This window comes from Ruegeria sp. CJ2 (genome assembly GCF_056536745.1).
On the sequence record NZ_JBQFQF010000001.1, the window covers coordinates 337,840 to 356,014 of the forward strand.

Consider the following 18,175-nt stretch of genomic DNA (forward strand, 5'->3'; position numbering starts at 1 on the left):
CTTACTCGGCAGCCTCGGTCACACCCGCCAGGATTTCGCGGATTTCAGCCTCTTTGATGTCGTCATGCTCGGCGATCACCACAAGACGCGAGCGGCGCTCTTCGCCGGGCTCCCACGGACGGTCATACTGATGACGCACGCGCGCGCCCACAGCCTGCACCAGCAGGCGCATCGGTTTGCCTCGAACGGCGGCATAGCCTTTGACGCGCAGGATGTTCAGTTCCTTGGCCAGACGTTCGATTTTCGCGACCAGATCGGCCGGGTCGGTCTGCTCGGGCAGCTCGACGATGATGCTTTCGAAATCGTCATGCTCGTGATCGTGGTGACCATCATGATGCGACGGACGCGAGTCCATGTCATCTTCGGCGGCGGCCTCAAGGCCCAGCACGACGCGCACGTCCACCACGCCTTCGGCGACCTCGACCACGGGCAAAGGGCGAGGGGCTTCGGCGGCGATGACCTCTTTCGCTTTGGCCACGCCCTCGGGACCGGCCAGATCGGGCTTGGTCAGCAGGATGATGTCTGCGCAGGAAATCTGATCCTCGAACACCTCGGACAGGGGCGTTTCGTGGTCGATCGAATCGTCGGCCATGCGCTGTGCATCCACCGCCTCGACATTGGGGGCAAAGCGACCGGCGGCCACGGCCTCGGCATCGGCCAGCGCGATCACGCCGTCCACGGTGATTTTCGAGCGGATATCGGGCCAGTCGAAGGCTTTCAGCAGCGGCTTCGGCAACGCCAGACCCGAGGTTTCGATCAGGATGTGGTCTGGACGCGGCTCCAGCGCCATCAGCGCCTCGATCGTGGGGATGAAGTCATCGGCCACGGTGCAGCAGATGCAGCCGTTCGCCAGTTCCATGATATTCTCGGCAGGACAATCGGGAATGGCGCAGGATTTCAGGATGTCGCCATCCACGCCGACATCGCCGAACTCATTGACCACGACGGCCAGACGCTTGCCCTGCGGGTTCTGCATCAGGTGGCGCACCAGCGTGGTCTTGCCCGAGCCCAGAAAGCCGGTGATCACAGTGACAGGGAGTTTCTCGAGATTGCTCATTTCAGGGCTCCAATCGGGGGAATGCGGGCCGCACAGTTTTTGCGGAAATGTTCGGGGCGCTCGCGCCATTTGACCAAGCCGTCTTCGGTCGCAAGGTACTTGGTCGCACCATCGACAATGGTGTCGACATGTTCGCTTTCATTGAGGTGCTCATAAACGAACGTCCAGCGTTCGGGCCCACCGCGCAGAACGATCGAACAGCCCTGATCGCAATTCGACAGGCACTCCACCGCTTTCAGGGTCACGCCTTCTGGCAGATCGGCCTGTTCAAGGGCTTTGTGCAGCAATGCGCCCGGCCGCTGCGCGTCGTCCTCGACGGGCAGTCCTCGGCGACAGGTGGTGCAGACCAGCAGCTCGACTGGTGCAGTATCGGTCACGTCTCTCATCCCCCCAAATCCTCTTTGTGGGGGACGGGGTCTCATGCGGGCCACGCGTTGCGACATGGACCCGACACCGGAACACCCCGTCCGGTTACATCTTCGGGCGCTGGCAGGTCTCCCGGCTTGCGGATATCGGGGCATAGCCCTGTCGGATGTCCCGCCTTCCCGACCTTCTGGCCAGTGGCTTTGGGCACCCTCTCCGGTCACGGTCGCGGGGGCGGCTGTGTTTCACGGAAGATCCGCTGACACATTCCCTTTTCATCCTCTGTCGAGGACACCAACGCATGGGACATGCGGCACCTGCAGGGGGCTTGTCAAGCGTGGTGGCCGCGTTGAAAACAAGATCGCGGAAAAAGCGACCTGACGAGGTCAATCAGCGTCATCTGTGCGCAGCCGGTCGCGCAACCAGGCTTGGAACAGACCAGCCGCCGCCGAAAGTGGCGCGCGCCCCGACCCTCCGATCAGGTAATGAGATTGCGCAAACGGAATCGCAGGACCCGCAATTTCGATGGGTGCGCCCTGCGCGATGGCGTTTCTGGCGAACCGCTCCAAAATAGTTGCATATCCTGCTTGGGCCATCACAAGTTGTAGGGCCGCCACCGTGGTGTCCACGGAATACTGGGAAGGCTGGTCAGGATGGCCTAGGCCAAGCGCTTCGAAATAGCGTGCCCAATTATCTTCGTATCCAAGGATATGTATCAAAGGGCCCGACAGCAGATCCTTTGCGTAGCGTACTGACCCGCCCACACGCTGCACCGGCACAAGCTTTTCTGTCGTCAGCTTTTCTGACGTCACATCCGGCCAGTCGCCATATCCCAGTCGAATTTCGACATCCACGTCATTGGGCGCCATCGTGTCGTTCCAGATATGAGACACAAGGCGGACGGGTATGTCGGGATGCAGGGCGCAAAACTCTGGCAACTCAGCCGCTATCCAGTAGGTCGCAGAGGATATCGCGGCCCTGATCGTCAGGGTCTGACCCGAGGTCGGACCAAACAAGCTGTTGGTGGACAGCGCAATATCCGCAAGCGCGCGGCGGACAGTCAGGGAATAGGACTGTCCCAACTCGGTCAGCTCCAGTTTCCGCGCCTTTCTGGTGAACAGTTGTTGCCCGAGTTCCGCTTCAAGCGACCGGATGTGCAAAGATACGGCTGTTTGTGTCAGGCCAAGCTCTTGCGCGGTTGTTGTGAAATTCAGGTGCCGCGCTGCGACTTCGAAACTGCGCAGCCATACAGGGTTGGGAACGCGATCCATTTATCACCAAAGATTTTTGACCAAAACTACCGTTATTATTCATTTCAGAGTTTGTACAGCGCCATGAATACTCGGCGCCATACAGTCGGGAGGATTCGAAAATGAAGGTTGGTTTCATTGGGCTGGGGAATGTCGGTGGCAAGCTGTCTGGCTCGCTCTTGCGCAACGGTATCGACCTGACGGTGCATGATCTTAACACTGAATTGGTTGCCGAGTTTGTGGCCCAGGGTGCGCGGGCCGCAGAAAGCCCTGCCCAAATGATGCGGGTTTGTGATGCGGTGATCACGTGCCTGCCATCCCCGGCGGCCTCGGATGCGGTGATGCAGGAAATGTTACCCGAAGTCGGTCCGGGAAAAATCTGGATGGAGATGTCGACCACGGACGAGGCCGAAGTAAAGCGCCTTGGCGCAATGGTCATTGGGAAAGGGGGCGCAGCGGTTGATTGCCCGGTTTCGGGCGGATGTCACCGCGCGGCGACCGGCAACATTTCGATCTTTGCGGGCTGTGACCGGGAAACTTTCGAGCGTATCCTGCCTTTTCTGACGACAATGGGCCGGCGCATCCTGCACACCGGAGAGCTCGGCTCAGCCTCGGTGCTCAAGGTTCTGACAAACTACCTGGCCACAGCGAATCTGATCACCTGCGCCGAGGCATTGGTCACCGCGAAGGCGGCTGGCATGGATCTGAATACCACGTATGAGGCGATCAAGATCTCCTCGGGTACATCCTTTGTTCATGAGACCGAAAGTCAGGTCATTCTGAACGGATCACGGGACATTTCGTTTACAATGGACCTTGTAAAGAAGGATATCGGCCTGTTTCAGGAGGTCGCGGACCGCGCCGGTGTTCCGCTTGAAATGAACCCGCTGATGATCCGGATTTTTGACGACGCAATAGCGCGGTACGGAGAGCGGGAGCTTTCACCGAACATCATCCGGCGTTTGGAGGACGCGACTGGGTTGGATATCAGAGCGTCCGGGTTTCCGCCCGAGATGGAAGATGATGAACCCGAAGAGCCTGGATACGAGGTTGTCCCTCAGGGGCGGTAATTTAGATAGTTGCCTGGCTTATGCGCTATGTAGCTTAGCCAGGAAGCGGGGTGAATCTCGAACGAAAGCTGATGTGCGCGTGCTTTCAAATCCAATTTGTTTGATAAGCACCTAAATTAAAAGGAATATTTCGGTAAGACTGACTTGTGTTTTGTTCGAGCGCGATAGTGCCGTGAATCGACTTCTCAAAATGGCCCCTCGTAAATTGATTTCGGCTGTTGCAGAGTTTAACAGGGTTCGTTGAGCGGTTTAGAGGAAGAAATGCAGAAGAACGTGGTTCGACATGGCGACGCAAGGAAATTGATCGCAGATGTCGATGAGGCAAGTGTTGCGTTGAGCTTTTGGTCGCCCCCATATTTTGTGGGTAAGGAGTATGAGCGCGGCGAAACTTAAGAAAGCTGGCAGGCACTATTGAAGTCCGTAATTTCGGGCCACGCACGCGCCTTGAAACCTGGAGGTTTCATGGTGATCAATATTGCAGATATTTTGTGTTTTGAAGACCCGGATATCCCTCGATTTCAGTCCATGAATATCTCGCGTCAGAGGTCCCCAATCACACGCGAAATGGTTCTGAACGCGAAAGCTGCAAACCCAGAATTTAACAGGTATCAACTTGCAAATTTGTTGGGCTGTTCCGAGCAAACCATTGACCGTAGGTTGAACGGCAATAACATTCGGGGCGGGAAATATGCGCCGCAAACTAAGGTCAAACTTGTTGGTGGCAATCTAGAAAAATATGCCGAGCAAGCCGGTCTGTATTTGTACGATAAAAGGACCTGGGTGAAAGATGCAGCTTGGGCGAATTCCAAATGGGTATCCAACTCTTTGAAGGCCGTTTCTGAAACAGAGGACCTTTACGTGTTTTGGAAGCCTGGAGAAACAGTTATCGACCGCAACAAGATTCCACAAAAAGAGTGGAAAGACTGGGCAAACAGGCAAGTTTGGTACATCGATTCAGTCAGAAAGAATGACGACCATGAAGCGAAATTTCCGCTGGAATTGGCGAGTCGCGTGATCCGCCTTTATTCCAGTGAGGGCGACTTGGTTTTGGATCCTTTTTTGGGCTCGGGAACTACGGCGTTGGCGGCGCTCAGTTGGGGGCGGAATTTCATAGGGTTTGAGAAGGAAGAAAAATATGTTGCGCTTGCGGAGCGCAACATAAGTTCTTTTCTTGCTGAGCCTAAGTTAGCTCTACAGTTCTGACGCGCCATTCTGCGATTTTAGACAGCAAATCGAAGCTAATTCTCGCACGGACTTTGAGCGGGTTTTTATCTTTGTCGTCTTTCCCAGGGAACAGTAGGCCTGGATACTGTTCCAAGTAATTTGGTGAAACTGTTAGCGGGATTCCGTTTGGGATTGTTATGAGGGACACTTTTGACAAAGGTTGCCCGCTTTGCTCACTCCCCGGACGCAATGAAAGCATGTCATAGACTGGCTTTAAAGCCATCATGATAACTGGCGCTACGGTTCCATCGCTTAATACATAAAGAGGAGGGATGGAGCAATGAAATGGGTGAGACGTACGCGGCCCGGTTGCTGTTAGAATGGAGTTTGACACTCCTGCCTCAACGTCATCCCAAATGCCGTCCCCCGAAATCTGATTATGACTCATGACGGCATGGGAAAAGTCGTCGCGAGGGCCAACAGACTTAATATCAATAAACAACCACGCAGCATCGGTGATGCCTTTTGTTATTTCGAGAATTTCTTCGGACTTGACGACATAACGCTGATCTGGACCAGTGGGCAGTCCTACATCACGCGGGCTGTAGCCATCTAGCCTACATCACGCGGGCTGTAGCCATCTAGGAAATCGATCACTTTGCTGCCAACTGCGTGTTCACCTACTTCGATCCACGGGAATTGATCGCCCACAGGTGCCCTCCCGCGTTTTTCAGGCGGGTAGTTCATCCAAAACGAATACAAGTAGCTGGCCTCATCGTAGTCGCTACGGATTCGCCCCATATGTTCTTGAAGTTTCTGGAATATGAGGTTTGAAAAGTGCTGTTCCAGTGAGATTAGAACAAACGGTTCTGCCAAAAACTTGTCTCTGGCTTCGTTGAATATAGCGTGCTGTTGCGCCTGGTGTTGTTTAAACATTTTTTGCCTGCCTTTTTTCGGCAGGGATGTCATGGTTGAAATGGCGATGCAACAACCTACCAGGGAAAATTCATACAGAATTCCCTTAATGGGGCGGTAACCCGCCATGCTTTCTGATGTCAGAGCCGATGGGACTGTTAAGTCATTTTTGCAGGTGAGGGTTTCTCAACTCATCGCAACCACCAAGGACCGCAAACGTCCCTGTACTATTTTGATAGACAATGGATCCTTTGCGGTTCTGATATTCCTCACCCTTCCTCTTGCCTTGTGCCTTTCACAACGGTTTTGCCGTTATCCAAAGTCAGACGCACGTAATAGGTTGTTCTGCCTTGGCGCTTATCCAGCTTATGTTACTGCGCATATTTGCAGATAAAGTGCGGGAGATCGTTGAGCGCTGCTTCGCATCGTACCTTTCTTCTCAGTGTGCCGCAAAAGGTATTCAAAATGCAGTCGAATCCGCACGTGCACAGAGAGCGAATGTCGCACGAAATCTGCTCGACTTTATCTTGAGTTTGCGGGCGTGGATTGTGGGGATTGCTATAGATGTTGTGGAGGCGAGTACCGGAATCGAACCGGTGTACACGGATTTGCAATCCGCTGCGTCACCACTCCGCCAACTCGCCTTTTCAAGTAAAATCAAATACTTGCCGTGGTGTGACAGGCGTTTTAGCAGCTTTCGTCTGGGGCGTCCAGAGGGGTGCCTCAAAATTTCACGCAGAACGCTCGGGTTAGTGGACGGTGCCGTGGAAATGTCGGTTCTGCGGCAAAAGTTCTCTTACCTGGCCGTTGCCGGTTCTGCCCCGATATGGCACAAGCCCATCATCCAAGGGAAAAATACGAGCGATCCAATGACAGACTTCGCAGCCCGCCGCCGCACGATGGTTGATACGCAGATCCGGCCCTCTGATGTCACCAAGTTTCCCATTATCGACGCGATGTTGAACGTGCGACGTGAGAACTTCGTGCCGGATTCCCAGCGCGAAGCTGCTTATGTCGAAGGATTGATTGATCTGGGCACGGGACGCTTCATGTTGGAGCCCAGAACGCTGGCTAAAATACTGGATGCGCTGAACATTTCCAATGACGAGATCGTTTTGGATGTCGGCTCGGCAATGGGGTATTCGACGGCGGTTGCGGCGCGGATGGCGCAATTGGTTGTTGGCGTTGAAGAAGACGATGATCTTGCGGCCGAGTCCCAGACCGTCCTTATGGAAGCTGACGCGGACAACGCCATCGTGCATGTCGGACCTTTAGCGCAAGGCGCGACCGAACATGGGCCTTACGATGTGATCATGATCCAGGGCGGGGTCGAGCAGGTGCCGGACACCATTATTGATCAGCTCAAAGAGCACGGCCGCATTGCCTGCCTCTTCATGGAAGGGGAGCTTGGAACAGTCCGGATCGGCCATAAATCCGGGGGGCGGGTGACCTGGCGCCATGCCTTCAATGCCAATGCGCCGGTTTTGCAGGCATTTTCCACAGATCGTGCATTTTCGCTATAATTCGACGACAGATTATTCTGTTGCCTTGATTAGTTGAAAACAAAGGCGCAAACTGCGCCTAGGGCTGCGTAATTTTGATTTGAGAGGATTTCGTTATGAGTTCTAAGTCGGGAGGTAAGCTGGTCAAGGCGTTGGCGTTGACGGCTGGCATCGCACTCAGCGTTGTTCCGGGACGGGCGGTTTGGGCAGATAATCTGACCGACGCTTTCATTGGTGCATATAACACAAGCGGGTTGCTGGAACAGAACCGTGCGCTGCTGCGTGCGGCGGACGAAGACGTGGCAATTGCCCTGTCTGCGCTGCGGCCGATCATCAACTGGACGGTACAGGTCAGTCAGGACTACACGCGTTCCACCACGGATGACGTTGTTGTCAGAAACGAGCCATCGTCCTTTTTCACCGGCCTTACGCTGAGCCAACTGATTTATGATGGCGGCTTCTCGGTTCTGGGCAAGCAGTCCGCGCAGGAAATCGTTCTGTCCACCCGTCAGAACCTGATTGATATTGAACAGCTAGTCCTGTTCCGCGCTGTGAACGCGTATCTCGAAGTCGTTCTTCAAGAAGAAACCGTTCAGATTCAGTTGAACGATGTTGATGTGTCTGCCGAAGAACTCCGGGCCTCTCAGGATCGTTTCGACGTTGGCGAAGTCACACGAACCGACGTCGCGCTGTCCGAAGCACAGCTTGCCAGTGCTCAGGCGGAACTTGCCATTGCTCGCGGTAACCTGAGCCGCGCACAGGCGGAATATGTGAACGCGGTGGGCAAGGCGCCGGGTGCGACTGCGGGTCAACCGAGCTTGCCGAACCTTTCCGGTTCAGAATCCGAGGCCATTGCATTTGCACAACGGAACCACCCTGCAATTCTGGCTGCTCAGCACGAAGTGCGGGCATTTGATCTTGCCGTGCAGCAGCAGCGTGCAAACCTTGGCCCGAACGTGAGCTTGAACGCGGATGCGGGTATCCGCGAAAGCTATGACAATGATGACAACCTTGAAGACGCGTCCATCTCGCTGAACTTCAACCAGCCGATCTATGCTGGTGGTCGTTTGGCGGCGAACGTGCGCCGGTCCATGGCGACCCGTGACGCCTCGCGCGCGAACCTGTTGAACGTCCAGAAAGACATCACGCAGGGCGTGGCAGATGCCTATGCGCGTTTTCAGGCCGCCACCGCAAGTCTAAGGGCGTCGACGGAACAGGTCCGCGCCTCGCAGGTCGCGTTCGACGGTATCCGGGAAGAGGCGACTTTGGGCGCTCGGACCACGCTGGACGTTCTGAACGCCCAGCAGGACTTGCTGAACGCGCAACTGACCGAGGTTGGATCGCGTACAGAGCGGTCGCGTGCAGCCTATGATTTGCTGCAGGCCCAAGGTCTGCTGACGGCCGAGCGGCTGGGTCTTGCAGTGCAGATTTATGACCCGACGCTCTATTACAATCTGGTCAAGCGCGCGCCTGCGCAGGTCAGCAAGCAGAGCAAGGATCTGGATCGCGTACTGAAAGCGTTGCGTCGCGACTAAGGGTCCAACCTGACTGTTGTGAGGTCCGAAGTGTTTGGCTACACTCGATTCTGAGGACAGAGTGGTAGTGAAAAGATGACGGACAAGGTGGTAAACGGGAGCGTAGAGGACGTTTTGTCCTCTATCAAACGGCTGGTCGGTGAAGAGGGCCGCAAGATCCCAGACCTTGTTCCAACAGCTATGTCCCGAAAGCCGGGCCGCTTGGTCTTGACGGATGCGCTGCGCGTGAGCGAAGCAGCGGAAGACGAAGCCGAAGCAGAACCCGAGGCGGAATACACAGCAGACGCTTCTATCAAGCCAATGGTGCTGCGTGCCAGTGACATTGTTGAGCGTGACGAGCCTGTCGCCGAAGAAACGCCAAGTCCTGATCCAGCAGATAGTTTGAGTGCAAAGATCGAGGCGCTGGAAGCCGCAATTGCCCGCACCGAAGACCAGTGGGAGCCGGACGGCGATAGCGAAGACGAATATTCCGGTACGCGCACGACGTCCTTGGAATGGAGCGCGGATGAGGACGCAAGCAACGCCAAGGAAGACATCAGCGCTGGCGGGGTCCACGCCGACAATGACGACTCTGCGCCCGAGGCCGAGCCTCAGGTTTCCGAGACGAAGGCAATGTTCATTCGTGATCCCAAAGTGACTGCCGCGGCTGGATCGCCCAGGGAATTGCCCAAAGATACGGCCCCCATCGACGAAAGCACGCTACGTGACCTGATCGCACAGGTTGTGCGCGAGGAACTGCAAGGCGTTCTGGGGGAAAGGATTACCCGCAATGTCCGCAAAATGGTCCGGCGCGAGATCTACCGGGCGCTTGACGAACACAAGCCGGACTGACCGTTATCCGCGGGTAGGACGCTCTGCGAGGTCCAGAAGCTGATCCAGATCCATATGCGTCTCAAGATGGTCCGCCAACGCGTCCAGTGTGTCCTCAACCCCATCTTCATAGCCAAGGTCCGATGCGGCACCGAGCTGTGACAGGTAGTTGGCGCGAAACGCGTCAGAAGAGAAGATACCATGCAGATAGCTGCCGCGAATGCGGCCGGTCTTGTCGGCGGCACCTTCCGGTCGCCCGTCGATATCCAACCAGGCGCGTCGGCAATCTGCCCCCTCGGTCCTGCCCATGTGAATTTCGTAACCCTGAACTGGGTCGCCGCCCGGAACAGCCCGCGCGTTGCGCAGGGTCAGTGTCTTCTGTCCAGACATCACTGTGTCGACATCCAATAGGCCCAAGCCTTCGACGGTCCCCGGACGACCATCCACCCCGTCCGGGTCCGCGATCGTGTTGCCCAGCATTTGATATCCACCACACAAGCCCAAGACATGGCCGCCCCGACGAACATGTGCATATAGATCCACATCCCAGCCCTGAGCACGAAAATAGGCCAGATCGCCGATGGTCGATTTGCTGCCCGGTAACAGCACCAGATCAGCGTCTCCGGGCAGGGCACGACCAGCAGGCACGATCTCTACAGTGATGCCCGGTTCAGCCGAGAGTGGGTCAAGATCATCGAAATTCGCCATCCGTTCCAGTTGCGGGACCACGACTTTGCAGGCCCCGCCGCTATGTGAGCGGATATCCATCATGTCCTCGGCTGGAAGACGCCACGCGTCATGGAACCAAGGAACCACGCCCAGGCAGGGCCACCCGGTTCGCGCTGCTATGTCATCTCGTCCTTCGTCAAACAGTGAAACATCGCCCTTGAAGCGGTTGACCGCGAAGCCCCGGATCATGGCCAAATCGCCCGCATCCAGCACGGCCTGAGTTCCAACGATCTGAGCGATGACGCCCCCGCGATGGATATCGCCGACCAGAACCACCGGAACCCCGGCGGCGCAGGCGAAGCCCATATTGGCAATGTCACCCTTGCGCAGGTTGGTTTCTGCGGGGCTTCCAGCACCCTCAATCAGCACCAGATCGGCATCGTCGCACAACCTGTCAAAGCTCTCCAAGGCAGCGCTCAACAGCTTGGACTTATCCTTGCGATAGTCTCCGGCCTTCATCGTTCCGGCGCGTTGACCCTGAACAATGACCTGCGCGCCAGTATCCGTTTCAGGCTTCAGCAGGATCGGATTCATGTCGGTATGCGTCGGTCGTTTGGCAGCGCGGGCCTGCAATGCCTGTGCCCGACCGATCTCACCGCCGTTCTCGGTCACGGCAGCGTTGTTGGACATGTTTTGCGGCTTGAACGGGGCAACGCGCATTCCGCGCCGCGTATAGGCGCGCGCCAGCCCTGCCACCAGAACCGACTTACCAACATTGCTGCCGGTGCCCTGAATCATGATGGCGCGAACCATGCCGAGTCTCCTATAACCTGAAGGGCACATGACCCGATTTGATGGCTGAGGAAAAGCCCCGGATGAACACACCTGCACATCTTTTGATCGGGGCTGCGGCTTTCGCCGATCCTCCGCGGGGGCGGATCTTGTGGGCCGCTTTGCTGGGCTCTGCGCTGCCGGACCTGTCGCTTTACCTGATGGCCGGGGTGTCCTTGTTCGTTTTGGGGATTCCCGAGCAAGTGGTTTTCGGTCAGCTCTATTACTCTGCAGAGTGGCAGACTGTTTTCGCCATCGACAACTCGTTTTTTGTTTGGGGATTGGCGCTTTTAGCCGGGGTCTGGCTCCGCATCAGGCCGCTGATCGTCGGCGCGTCGGCTGGCCTGCTGCATCTGGCGCTGGATTTTCTGCTGCACGCGGGGGATGGGCGGCCCCAGTTCTGGCCGTTCAGTTCATGGGTTTTTGACAGCCCGGTCAGCTATTGGGACAGCACCCACCATGCCTATTGGGTGGCACCTGTTTCGCTAACAGTATGCGCAGTGTCTTATCTGCTGTTGTGGCGGCGAGGTATGGCGTGGTCGGCAAAGGTGTTTTTTGCCTTGATGCTATGCGCCGAGGTTTGGGTCGCGCGACAGTGGTTGCTGTTTTTCTGACGCAAAGCTCAGGGCAAACGAAAAGCGCGCTCCAGTGGTGGGAGCGCGCTTTTTCATTCGACAAGCAGTTTGGATCAGGCTGCTTCTGCCTGTTGCGCGGCGTTGCGACGCTCGCTCTCTTCGCGCGACAAGGCAACCGAGGTGCGCACACCACGACCAACGAACTCCATCAGTCCGCTGACAACGCGTTCATTGGGGTCGATGCCCGCACACGACAATACCTCGCGGCCATCGCGTGAGCGTGCCCAACGAGCGATCTGTTCGGGGCCATTGCCATATTTTTTGTCGTCGGCAATTGCGTCATCCAGTGCAGCCAACACAACGGCCGCGAAAAGTTTACGAGCACGGTTGCCTTGCTCATTGTTAAAGGCGGTGCCGTCAACGAAATCTCTCATCTCGTCTTCCTTGTTGTTCTTGCTCTTGCATTTTCGGCGTGACGGTCCTTATGACCGATTAAGTGCGATTCGGATACACCTAATATGCATAGTTGCGTTGCGTCATTTGCATGGCTTGCTGCAACTGCATCACAAGGTTTCGTTGTCTTGCCAGGTGCAGCCACGCCAGATATAGGGAGCGCAACTTACGCATCAACCGTTTGTGAAGGATTTATGTCATGCCCAAGATAAATGGGAACGAAATTCGCCCCGGCAATGTGCTTGAGCATAATGACGGTCTGTGGGCAGCCGTAAAAGTCGATCATGTAAAGCCCGGAAAAGGCGGCGCTTTTGCACAGGTCGAATTGCGCAACCTGCGGAATGGGTCAAAACTGAACGAACGGTTCCGTTCGGCGGATAAAGTTGAGCGTGTGCGGCTTGAGCAGAAGGACCAGCAGTTCCTGTACGAATCCGACGGCATGCTGGTGTTCATGGACTCTGAGACCTACGAACAGATCGAATTGCCCGCCGAGCTGCTGGGCGAACGCCGCCCGTTTCTGCAGGACGGCATGACCATCGTGGTCGAGTTCTACGAATCCGAGGCGCTGAACGCCACTTTGCCCCAGAAAGTGACCTGCAAGATCGTCGAGACCGAGCCGGTCGTCAAAGGTCAGACCGCTGCAAACTCGTTCAAGCCGGCGATTCTGGACAATGGCGTTAAGGTCATGGTGCCGCCGTTCATCGGACAGGATGAGATGATCGTCGTGAACACCGAAACCATGGAATATTCCGAGCGCGCCTAAACGGTTGGCTTGATGAAGACGAAAAAGACCGCGACGGCAGGGGCCGCGCGGTCTTTTTTCAACTTAACCTTCTTGGGTTCCGATACTGTTCAGGATTGGGGCCGAACAATTCCAGCATCAACTCGTATTTGATGCGATTGGCGCTGACTTGCCGGTAGAACGCGATCAGAAAGGCGGTTGGTCCCTGGATACGGCTCAGACCGCTGGTCGCGGCTACAACGGTGCCCACATCCGTTTTGCCCTGTAAAACCAGATAGCCGCCCAGCATCAGAACACCGACCGTGCCCGCGCCATTGATGACGCTGAGCAGGAACTTGGCGGACAGTTTCCACAAAAACATACGGCGGCGTGTTTCGTAGATGTCGTCGAACTGCGCTTCGATATCCCGCGCGACGGCGTCAATATCTTCGACCGTCAGCTTGTCGGTTGCGTTGCGCAGGATATGAACCCGTTCAGCGACGAAAATGTTTACTTTGCGTTGCGAGATCAGAACGATGAGGATTTGCGGTACAATCATCGAGAATGCAATCAGGCCAAGCCCCGGCTGCGTCGATGAAATATAGCCGATCACACTGATCAGAGTTCCCACCTGCACAACCGGGTCCGAGAACGCCCCGCCCGCAAATTTGCCCAGCTCTTCGGCTTCGGCTGAGATGGCCGTGGTCATCGTTCCCTTGCGGACGGTCCCCCCGCTTTCCCCCAGATCCGACGAGCGTAACAGCAGCCGCTGCCGGATCATGCGGATCATGTCTTCGCCCAATGTGCCGGCCCGAAAGCCCAGCAGCCATTTCAATGAGAGGCTCAGTAAGATAACGGACATCATGCCAGTGCCAAGATAGATCAGATGATCCGTGTCGACGTTATCCTCGGTCAGGTGGTTGATAATGTCGCGCTGAAACTCCAGCGGCACCGCAGCGAGACCCGCGATGGCTATGGACAATATAATGAGGATGATCTGACGTCCGGCACTGGCGCGCCATATCGCTCTGTATAGTTTGAACATTTGCTTTTCCGGTTCCTGAACCTGCGCACAGTGTGGCAGCGCCTTTGGGCGTGTTCAAACTATACCTCAAAAACCGCGGGTTACGCCGTGCTGGATTGGCAACAATCAAATCTCAACGATGATTGGGACCCCGTCGGCAGTCAAATCGCCTTTGGCGCGGTCCAGCCTCAGATAAGCAATGCCCTGACCGCCAGACTGGGTAAACAGCGTGCCTGCAGGTTTCCCGTCGGACAGAATTTCCGCCCCGACCGGGGCCGCGCCGTCGACCCGGACGCTGCGCAGGCCCTTGCGCAATTCGGTCTTGTGTTTCATCCGCGCGGTGACTTCCTGTCCGACATAGCAGCCCTTTTTGAAGTCGACGCCGTTCAAGGCCTCGAAACCGGACTCAAGGATATAGCTGTCGGGTGTCAGTTCGATTGCGGTTTCTGGAATGCAGTGACGCACGCGGATCGCGTCCCAATCCGTGCCGTCGTCGCCCTCGGCGTTTTCCGAGTAAACGCGCCAGCCCATATCGGGGTGACGGGGGTCGGGCAGGGCGCCTTGCGGGGCAGGGCCGGTTCCGCGTTGCACCTTCAGACCGCTATCTTCGATCGCGACATCGGCCCGCAGCTTGTACATGTTCAATCGTTTGACCAGCCCGTCAGCCAGTTCCTCTGCCACGTCCAGAAGGACGGTCTCACCGTCACGCAGCAGAAAGAAATCCGCCAGATACTTGCCCTGAGGGGTCAGCAGCGCGGCGTAGACGATCCCGTGTTCCATCCCCGCGATGTCATTTGTCACCAGCCCTTGCAAGAAACTGTCAGTGTCCGCGCCGCCGAAGCGCAGGATGCGGCGATTGGGCATGTTACGTCCTCGTCTTTTCCTTGAGCCCCGTGATATAGGAGTTCACGCCGACAAGACCAGAGGTTTTCAATCATGCCAGCGCCGATCAGCATCGTCATTCCCACGCTGAACGCGGCGGATACTCTGCCCGAAACGCTGCAAGCTTTGATGGAAGGCTTGCACACCGGACTGATCCGGGAACTGATTGTCTCTGATGGTGGTTCAACCGATTCCACACTGGAAATTGCCGACGACGCCGGGGCCGAGATTGTGACCGGGCCTGCGTCGCGCGGGGGGCAGTTGCGGCGAGGGTGCGCCTTGGCCAAGGGTGATTGGCTGTTGGTTCTGCACGCGGATACCGTCTTGCAAGAGGGGTGGAGCAAGGCTGTGGGCGATCATTTGCGGTCCGGTGGTCCGGCGGCCTTTCGTCTTGCTTTCTGCGCCGTCGGGTTTGCGCCTGCATGGGTGTCGGGCTGGGCCAATTTTCGCAGCCGCCTGTTTCGGTTGCCGTATGGCGATCAGGGGCTTTTGATCAAGCGCAAGGCCTACATGGATGTCGGGGGATACCCGGACCAGCCATTGATGGAAGATGTTGCGCTGGCACGTCGGCTGCGGGGTATCACGCTTTTACCCGTTCGCGCCTTCACAAGTGCGGATCGGTATCAGAGGGCAGGATGGACGCGTCGGGGCGCGCGGAACTTGTGGACACTGACGCGGTATTTTCTGGGCGGCGATCCCGAACGTCTGGCTCAGACATATCGGCGCTGAGGCTGGTGCGCAGTTCAACGATTGACTTACCCAGCCGGAACGGGGCCGCAAAACTGACCAGACAGAGGGCGACGATCTGCAGTACCAGAATATGCGCATTGGCCTGCAAATATTCCCATTCGTCCTTTAGCTTCCCAACCTGCGCGATCAGGTCGTCATAGCTTTGGGCAAGAATGACATAGTCCCCGGCGATTGCCGGAACTTTGCGGCGCATATTGTCGATCGCAACCTGTGTTTCTTCGTCAAGTGATGTGAAGACCAGAAATTGGTCCAGGTCGAAGGATTCAACCTTGGAGGCCATCGCGCGGATGTCATCCTGCTCGGCCTGTGCGCTTTGTCCGAACAGAAAATGCAGGCCCTGAAGTGGCGCGACCTCATTGGTGACGGCGATGAACAGAGGAAGCTCGGAATTGCTGGCTGTGGAGGCGGACAGGAATTCCACCTTGTCGCACAAAACCCCGATATCCTTGTCATAGGCGGGGTCGCAAAAGCGCAGTCGGAACCGTGCGGCATCCCGGTCGAACGCGAGCGTTGCGGCATAGGCCACGTCAATTTGCCGGTCCAGTCGTGAACTATCGGATGTGTACAGCCCGGCAAGAACCGCAACCAAGGCACCGATCCCGCCAAGGACGACCCAAACAAGATCAGCCAGTTTCCACGCGCGGTGACCAGCGGGTTTGCGAAACAGAAACCCGGTTCCAACCGATCCAATCAGAAAGAACAGGATCAACAGGGGCAGTTGATTGTCGGCAATAAACGTCATGCCTACAAAGTGACGGTGCACTCACGACGTGGCAACACTCTTCACGGGCTGTTGTTCTTTTTGTCGGACCAGACGTCAGGAGCCAGAGCTTTGGCCGAACTTCCGAAATAGTTTGGTGCGGTCAAAGGCTTGCTCCAACTCATCCGTGCGTTCCTTGACCGAGTCCCAAAGCCGTTCCTGCACCTCGGCGATGGCACATTCCATCAACGCAAGGATCGACGCCATCGAGTCCCAGGCCGAAGGCACGGCGATCCGGGCCGCGAACGTGTGTCTGGCGAGCCTGTGAATGGGTGAGCGCCACTGGTCGGTGAACAACACGATCTCGGCCTCGCGTTCCTGACACAGTTGTCCGATCAGCATGGTCGAATTCTCATACCTGCGTACATCCAACGCAACCAGAACGTCATCCTTGCGTACATCCAGCAGATCATGCGTCCACGAGGCCGCGACCGGCAGCAGCCGGACGTCTGGTCGGATCATTTGCAAGTGCAGATAGAGGTATTGCGCCAACGTGCCTGTGATGCGTCCCCCGGTGATGAAAATTCGCCGGTTCGGGTCCGCTAACAGGTTGCAAAAGCTATCGAATTCCTTGGGGTCAACTTCGTCTATCGTGCGCTTCTGGTTGGCAAGGGATTGCTGAGAATAGCGATTCAGGATGTGTTCTTCGGGCAGGTCGTTTTGCCAGACATCGCGCTTGGCGACGGGCCCCGAGATCATCTCTTTCACCTCGCCGCGCAAGGCGGCTTGAAACTGCGGATAGCCGTCGAACCCGGTTTTTTGCAGCATCCGCGCAACCGTGGTGGTCGAGACTGAGGCGGTGCTGGCCAATTCGGTGATGCTGCCCAACCCGGCCATGGGGTAGTCATCCAGCAGAACACTGACCAGTTGCCGTTCGGATGGGGTCATCTTGTCCCGATGGGCCAGCAGCCTGTCCGTCACCCGCACTGAACGATCCTCCTGTATGCGACAGGGACATAATGTGAATAATTTTTCATCAAGATCAAGCGTGGATAAATTTATACAGGAAAATTATTGACAGGTGTTTGCTGGGTGTGGAAATTTTTCCACAACGATCACAGATGGAATCGCAGGGCGGAAAATTGGACTTCGGAACGGTTGTTCACACGGATTTGGCAGACGATGCGCCTTCGGTGGTGCTGGTCTGTGAACACGCGTCCAATCGAATCCCTGCATGTCTTGGGGATATGGGATTGGGACCGGACGCGTTGCAAAGCCATATTGCGTGGGACCCCGGCGCATTGGCCGTGGCCAAATTGATGGCGGCGCGTATATCCGCCCCGTTGGTCTATGGTGGTGTTTCGCGTCTGGTATACGACTGCAATCGCCCGCCCGAGGCGGCCGGGGCCATGCCGTCGCGTAGTGAAGACTGGGACATTCCGGCGAATGCGGACCTGTCGCCGCAAGAGCGTAAAGCGCGTATTGATGGGGTCTATGAACCTTTCCGAAAAACGCTGTCGGATGTGTTGGGCCAGTATCGGCGCTCGTTAGAGTTGATGGTCACGGTTCACAGTTTCACGCCCATATATCTTGGCAATAAGCGTGAGGTAGAACTGGGTATCCTGCACGGTGAGGATGACCGGTTTGCCACCGCAATGATAGCTCAACAGCCATCCCAGAACCCCTATGTCACCCGCTTGAACGAGCCTTATTCGGCCGCCGATGGTGTTGCGCATACTCTGGACGCGCAGGCTTTGCAGCGCGGGTTGCTGAACGTGATGATCGAAATCCGCAACGACCTGATTGAAACGCCTGCACAGCAATCGGCTGTGGCTGACACTTTGGTGCCGTGGATTGCAGGTGTCTTGTCGGGCATCAAGAAGAAGGTGGCGATGTGATCCGGG

At 56.5% G+C, this 18,175-nt stretch carries 18 protein-coding genes, 1 tRNA gene, 2 pseudogenes and 1 riboswitch; of the genes and pseudogenes, 9 read left to right on the plus strand and 12 right to left on the minus strand.

What is annotated here, in order from left to right:
* Position 1: 1 nt before the first annotated feature.
* The 3 genes from cobW to ACR0MS_RS01670 all read right to left on the minus strand — a co-directional run bounded on the left by cobW (position 2) and on the right by ACR0MS_RS01670 (position 2,691).
* The gene (gene cobW, locus ACR0MS_RS01660; RefSeq protein ID WP_480568244.1) at positions 2 to 1,057 is read right to left on the minus strand and encodes a cobalamin biosynthesis protein CobW; all 1,056 of its coding nucleotides are present in this window, start codon (positions 1,055 to 1,057) and stop codon (positions 2 to 4) included.
* Positions 1,054 to 1,443: a DUF1636 family protein gene (locus ACR0MS_RS01665; RefSeq protein ID WP_480568247.1), complete on the minus strand. Its 390-nt coding sequence runs from the start codon at positions 1,441 to 1,443 to the stop codon at positions 1,054 to 1,056. The genes cobW and ACR0MS_RS01665 overlap by 4 nt, the downstream gene beginning before the upstream one ends.
* Positions 1,444 to 1,528: 85 nt before the next feature.
* Positions 1,529 to 1,734, minus strand: a riboswitch (cobalamin riboswitch).
* A gap of 72 nt (positions 1,735 to 1,806) precedes the next feature.
* Positions 1,807 to 2,691, minus strand: a complete 885-nt coding sequence (locus ACR0MS_RS01670) for a LysR family transcriptional regulator (RefSeq protein WP_480568250.1) — start codon at positions 2,689 to 2,691, stop codon at positions 1,807 to 1,809.
* 41 nt (positions 2,692 to 2,732) lie between these two features.
* Between ACR0MS_RS01670 and ACR0MS_RS01675 the strand changes: the two genes are divergently transcribed.
* Complete coding sequence (locus ACR0MS_RS01675; RefSeq protein ID WP_480568601.1) at positions 2,733 to 3,740, plus strand: NAD(P)-dependent oxidoreductase; 1,008 nt, start codon at positions 2,733 to 2,735, stop codon at positions 3,738 to 3,740.
* A 408-nt stretch (positions 3,741 to 4,148) separates the two neighbouring features.
* Positions 4,149 to 4,943 (plus strand): annotated as a pseudogene (locus ACR0MS_RS01680) (DNA-methyltransferase); the annotation flags it as partial.
* On the opposite strand, the gene ACR0MS_RS01685 reads toward ACR0MS_RS01680, so the two are convergent.
* The 3 genes from ACR0MS_RS01685 to ACR0MS_RS01695 all read right to left on the minus strand — a co-directional run bounded on the left by ACR0MS_RS01685 (position 4,921) and on the right by ACR0MS_RS01695 (position 6,463).
* Entirely contained in the window at positions 4,921 to 5,490 is a 570-nt protein-coding gene (locus ACR0MS_RS01685) for a BglI family type II restriction endonuclease (RefSeq protein ID WP_480568604.1), read from the minus strand. The pseudogene ACR0MS_RS01680 and the gene ACR0MS_RS01685 overlap by 23 nt on opposite strands.
* Before the next feature lie 26 nt (positions 5,491 to 5,516).
* Positions 5,517 to 5,948, minus strand: a complete 432-nt coding sequence (locus tag ACR0MS_RS01690) for a BglI family type II restriction endonuclease (RefSeq protein ID WP_480568253.1) — start codon at positions 5,946 to 5,948, stop codon at positions 5,517 to 5,519.
* A 441-nt stretch (positions 5,949 to 6,389) separates the two neighbouring features.
* A tRNA-Cys gene (locus ACR0MS_RS01695) sits at positions 6,390 to 6,463 on the minus strand.
* 225 nt (positions 6,464 to 6,688) lie between these two features.
* Between ACR0MS_RS01695 and ACR0MS_RS01700 the strand changes: the two genes are divergently transcribed.
* The 3 genes from ACR0MS_RS01700 to ACR0MS_RS01710 all read left to right on the plus strand — a co-directional run bounded on the left by ACR0MS_RS01700 (position 6,689) and on the right by ACR0MS_RS01710 (position 9,687).
* On the plus strand, positions 6,689 to 7,342 hold the full coding sequence (locus tag ACR0MS_RS01700; protein WP_480568256.1) for a protein-L-isoaspartate O-methyltransferase family protein: 654 nt from the start codon (positions 6,689 to 6,691) through the stop codon (positions 7,340 to 7,342).
* 95 nt (positions 7,343 to 7,437) lie between these two features.
* Positions 7,438 to 8,856, plus strand: a complete 1,419-nt coding sequence (locus ACR0MS_RS01705; protein ID WP_171122054.1) for a TolC family outer membrane protein — start codon at positions 7,438 to 7,440, stop codon at positions 8,854 to 8,856.
* Between the two features lie 75 nt (positions 8,857 to 8,931).
* The gene (locus ACR0MS_RS01710; RefSeq protein ID WP_480568259.1) at positions 8,932 to 9,687 is read left to right on the plus strand and encodes a hypothetical protein; all 756 of its coding nucleotides are present in this window, start codon (positions 8,932 to 8,934) and stop codon (positions 9,685 to 9,687) included.
* A gap of 3 nt (positions 9,688 to 9,690) precedes the next feature.
* On the opposite strand, the gene ACR0MS_RS01715 is transcribed toward ACR0MS_RS01710, so the two are convergent.
* Positions 9,691 to 11,148, minus strand: coding sequence for a cobyric acid synthase (locus tag ACR0MS_RS01715; protein ID WP_480568262.1), 1,458 nt, complete (start codon positions 11,146 to 11,148; stop codon positions 9,691 to 9,693).
* A gap of 62 nt (positions 11,149 to 11,210) precedes the next feature.
* Between ACR0MS_RS01715 and ACR0MS_RS01720 the strand changes: the two genes are divergently transcribed.
* Complete coding sequence (locus ACR0MS_RS01720; protein ID WP_480568266.1) at positions 11,211 to 11,780, plus strand: cobalamin biosynthesis protein CobQ; 570 nt, start codon at positions 11,211 to 11,213, stop codon at positions 11,778 to 11,780.
* A gap of 74 nt (positions 11,781 to 11,854) precedes the next feature.
* Here ACR0MS_RS01720 and ACR0MS_RS01725 read toward each other — a convergent pair whose 3' ends face one another.
* Positions 11,855 to 12,175, minus strand: a complete 321-nt coding sequence (locus tag ACR0MS_RS01725; RefSeq protein ID WP_037310273.1) for a DUF6280 family protein — start codon at positions 12,173 to 12,175, stop codon at positions 11,855 to 11,857.
* A gap of 218 nt (positions 12,176 to 12,393) precedes the next feature.
* On the opposite strand from ACR0MS_RS01725, the gene efp reads away from it, so the two are divergent.
* Complete coding sequence (gene efp / locus ACR0MS_RS01730) at positions 12,394 to 12,957, plus strand: elongation factor P (protein WP_170325421.1); 564 nt, start codon at positions 12,394 to 12,396, stop codon at positions 12,955 to 12,957.
* Between the two features lie 58 nt (positions 12,958 to 13,015).
* Here the strand turns inward: efp and ACR0MS_RS01735 are convergent, their stop codons facing one another.
* A complete protein-coding gene (locus ACR0MS_RS01735; RefSeq protein ID WP_480568270.1) occupies positions 13,016 to 13,960 on the minus strand; it encodes an ABC transporter transmembrane domain-containing protein in 945 nt (314 codons plus the stop codon).
* A 105-nt stretch (positions 13,961 to 14,065) separates the two neighbouring features.
* Complete coding sequence (ygfZ, locus tag ACR0MS_RS01740) at positions 14,066 to 14,803, minus strand: CAF17-like 4Fe-4S cluster assembly/insertion protein YgfZ (RefSeq protein ID WP_480568273.1); 738 nt, start codon at positions 14,801 to 14,803, stop codon at positions 14,066 to 14,068.
* 72 nt (positions 14,804 to 14,875) lie between these two features.
* Here ygfZ and ACR0MS_RS01745 point away from each other — a divergent pair, with 72 nt between their 5' ends.
* Positions 14,876 to 15,550, plus strand: coding sequence for a TIGR04283 family arsenosugar biosynthesis glycosyltransferase (locus ACR0MS_RS01745; RefSeq protein ID WP_480568276.1), 675 nt, complete (start codon positions 14,876 to 14,878; stop codon positions 15,548 to 15,550).
* A gap of 7 nt (positions 15,551 to 15,557) precedes the next feature.
* Here the strand turns inward: ACR0MS_RS01745 and ACR0MS_RS01750 are convergent.
* Positions 15,558 to 16,313: pseudogene (locus tag ACR0MS_RS01750) on the minus strand (hypothetical protein); the annotation flags it as partial.
* 75 nt (positions 16,314 to 16,388) lie between these two features.
* On the minus strand, positions 16,389 to 17,252 hold the full coding sequence (locus ACR0MS_RS01755) for a MurR/RpiR family transcriptional regulator (protein WP_480568279.1): 864 nt from the start codon (positions 17,250 to 17,252) through the stop codon (positions 16,389 to 16,391).
* 161 nt (positions 17,253 to 17,413) lie between these two features.
* Between ACR0MS_RS01755 and ACR0MS_RS01760 the strand changes: the two genes are divergently transcribed.
* Entirely contained in the window at positions 17,414 to 18,169 is a 756-nt protein-coding gene (locus ACR0MS_RS01760; RefSeq protein ID WP_480568281.1) for an N-formylglutamate amidohydrolase, read from the plus strand.
* The last annotated feature ends 6 nt before the right edge of the window (positions 18,170 to 18,175 follow it).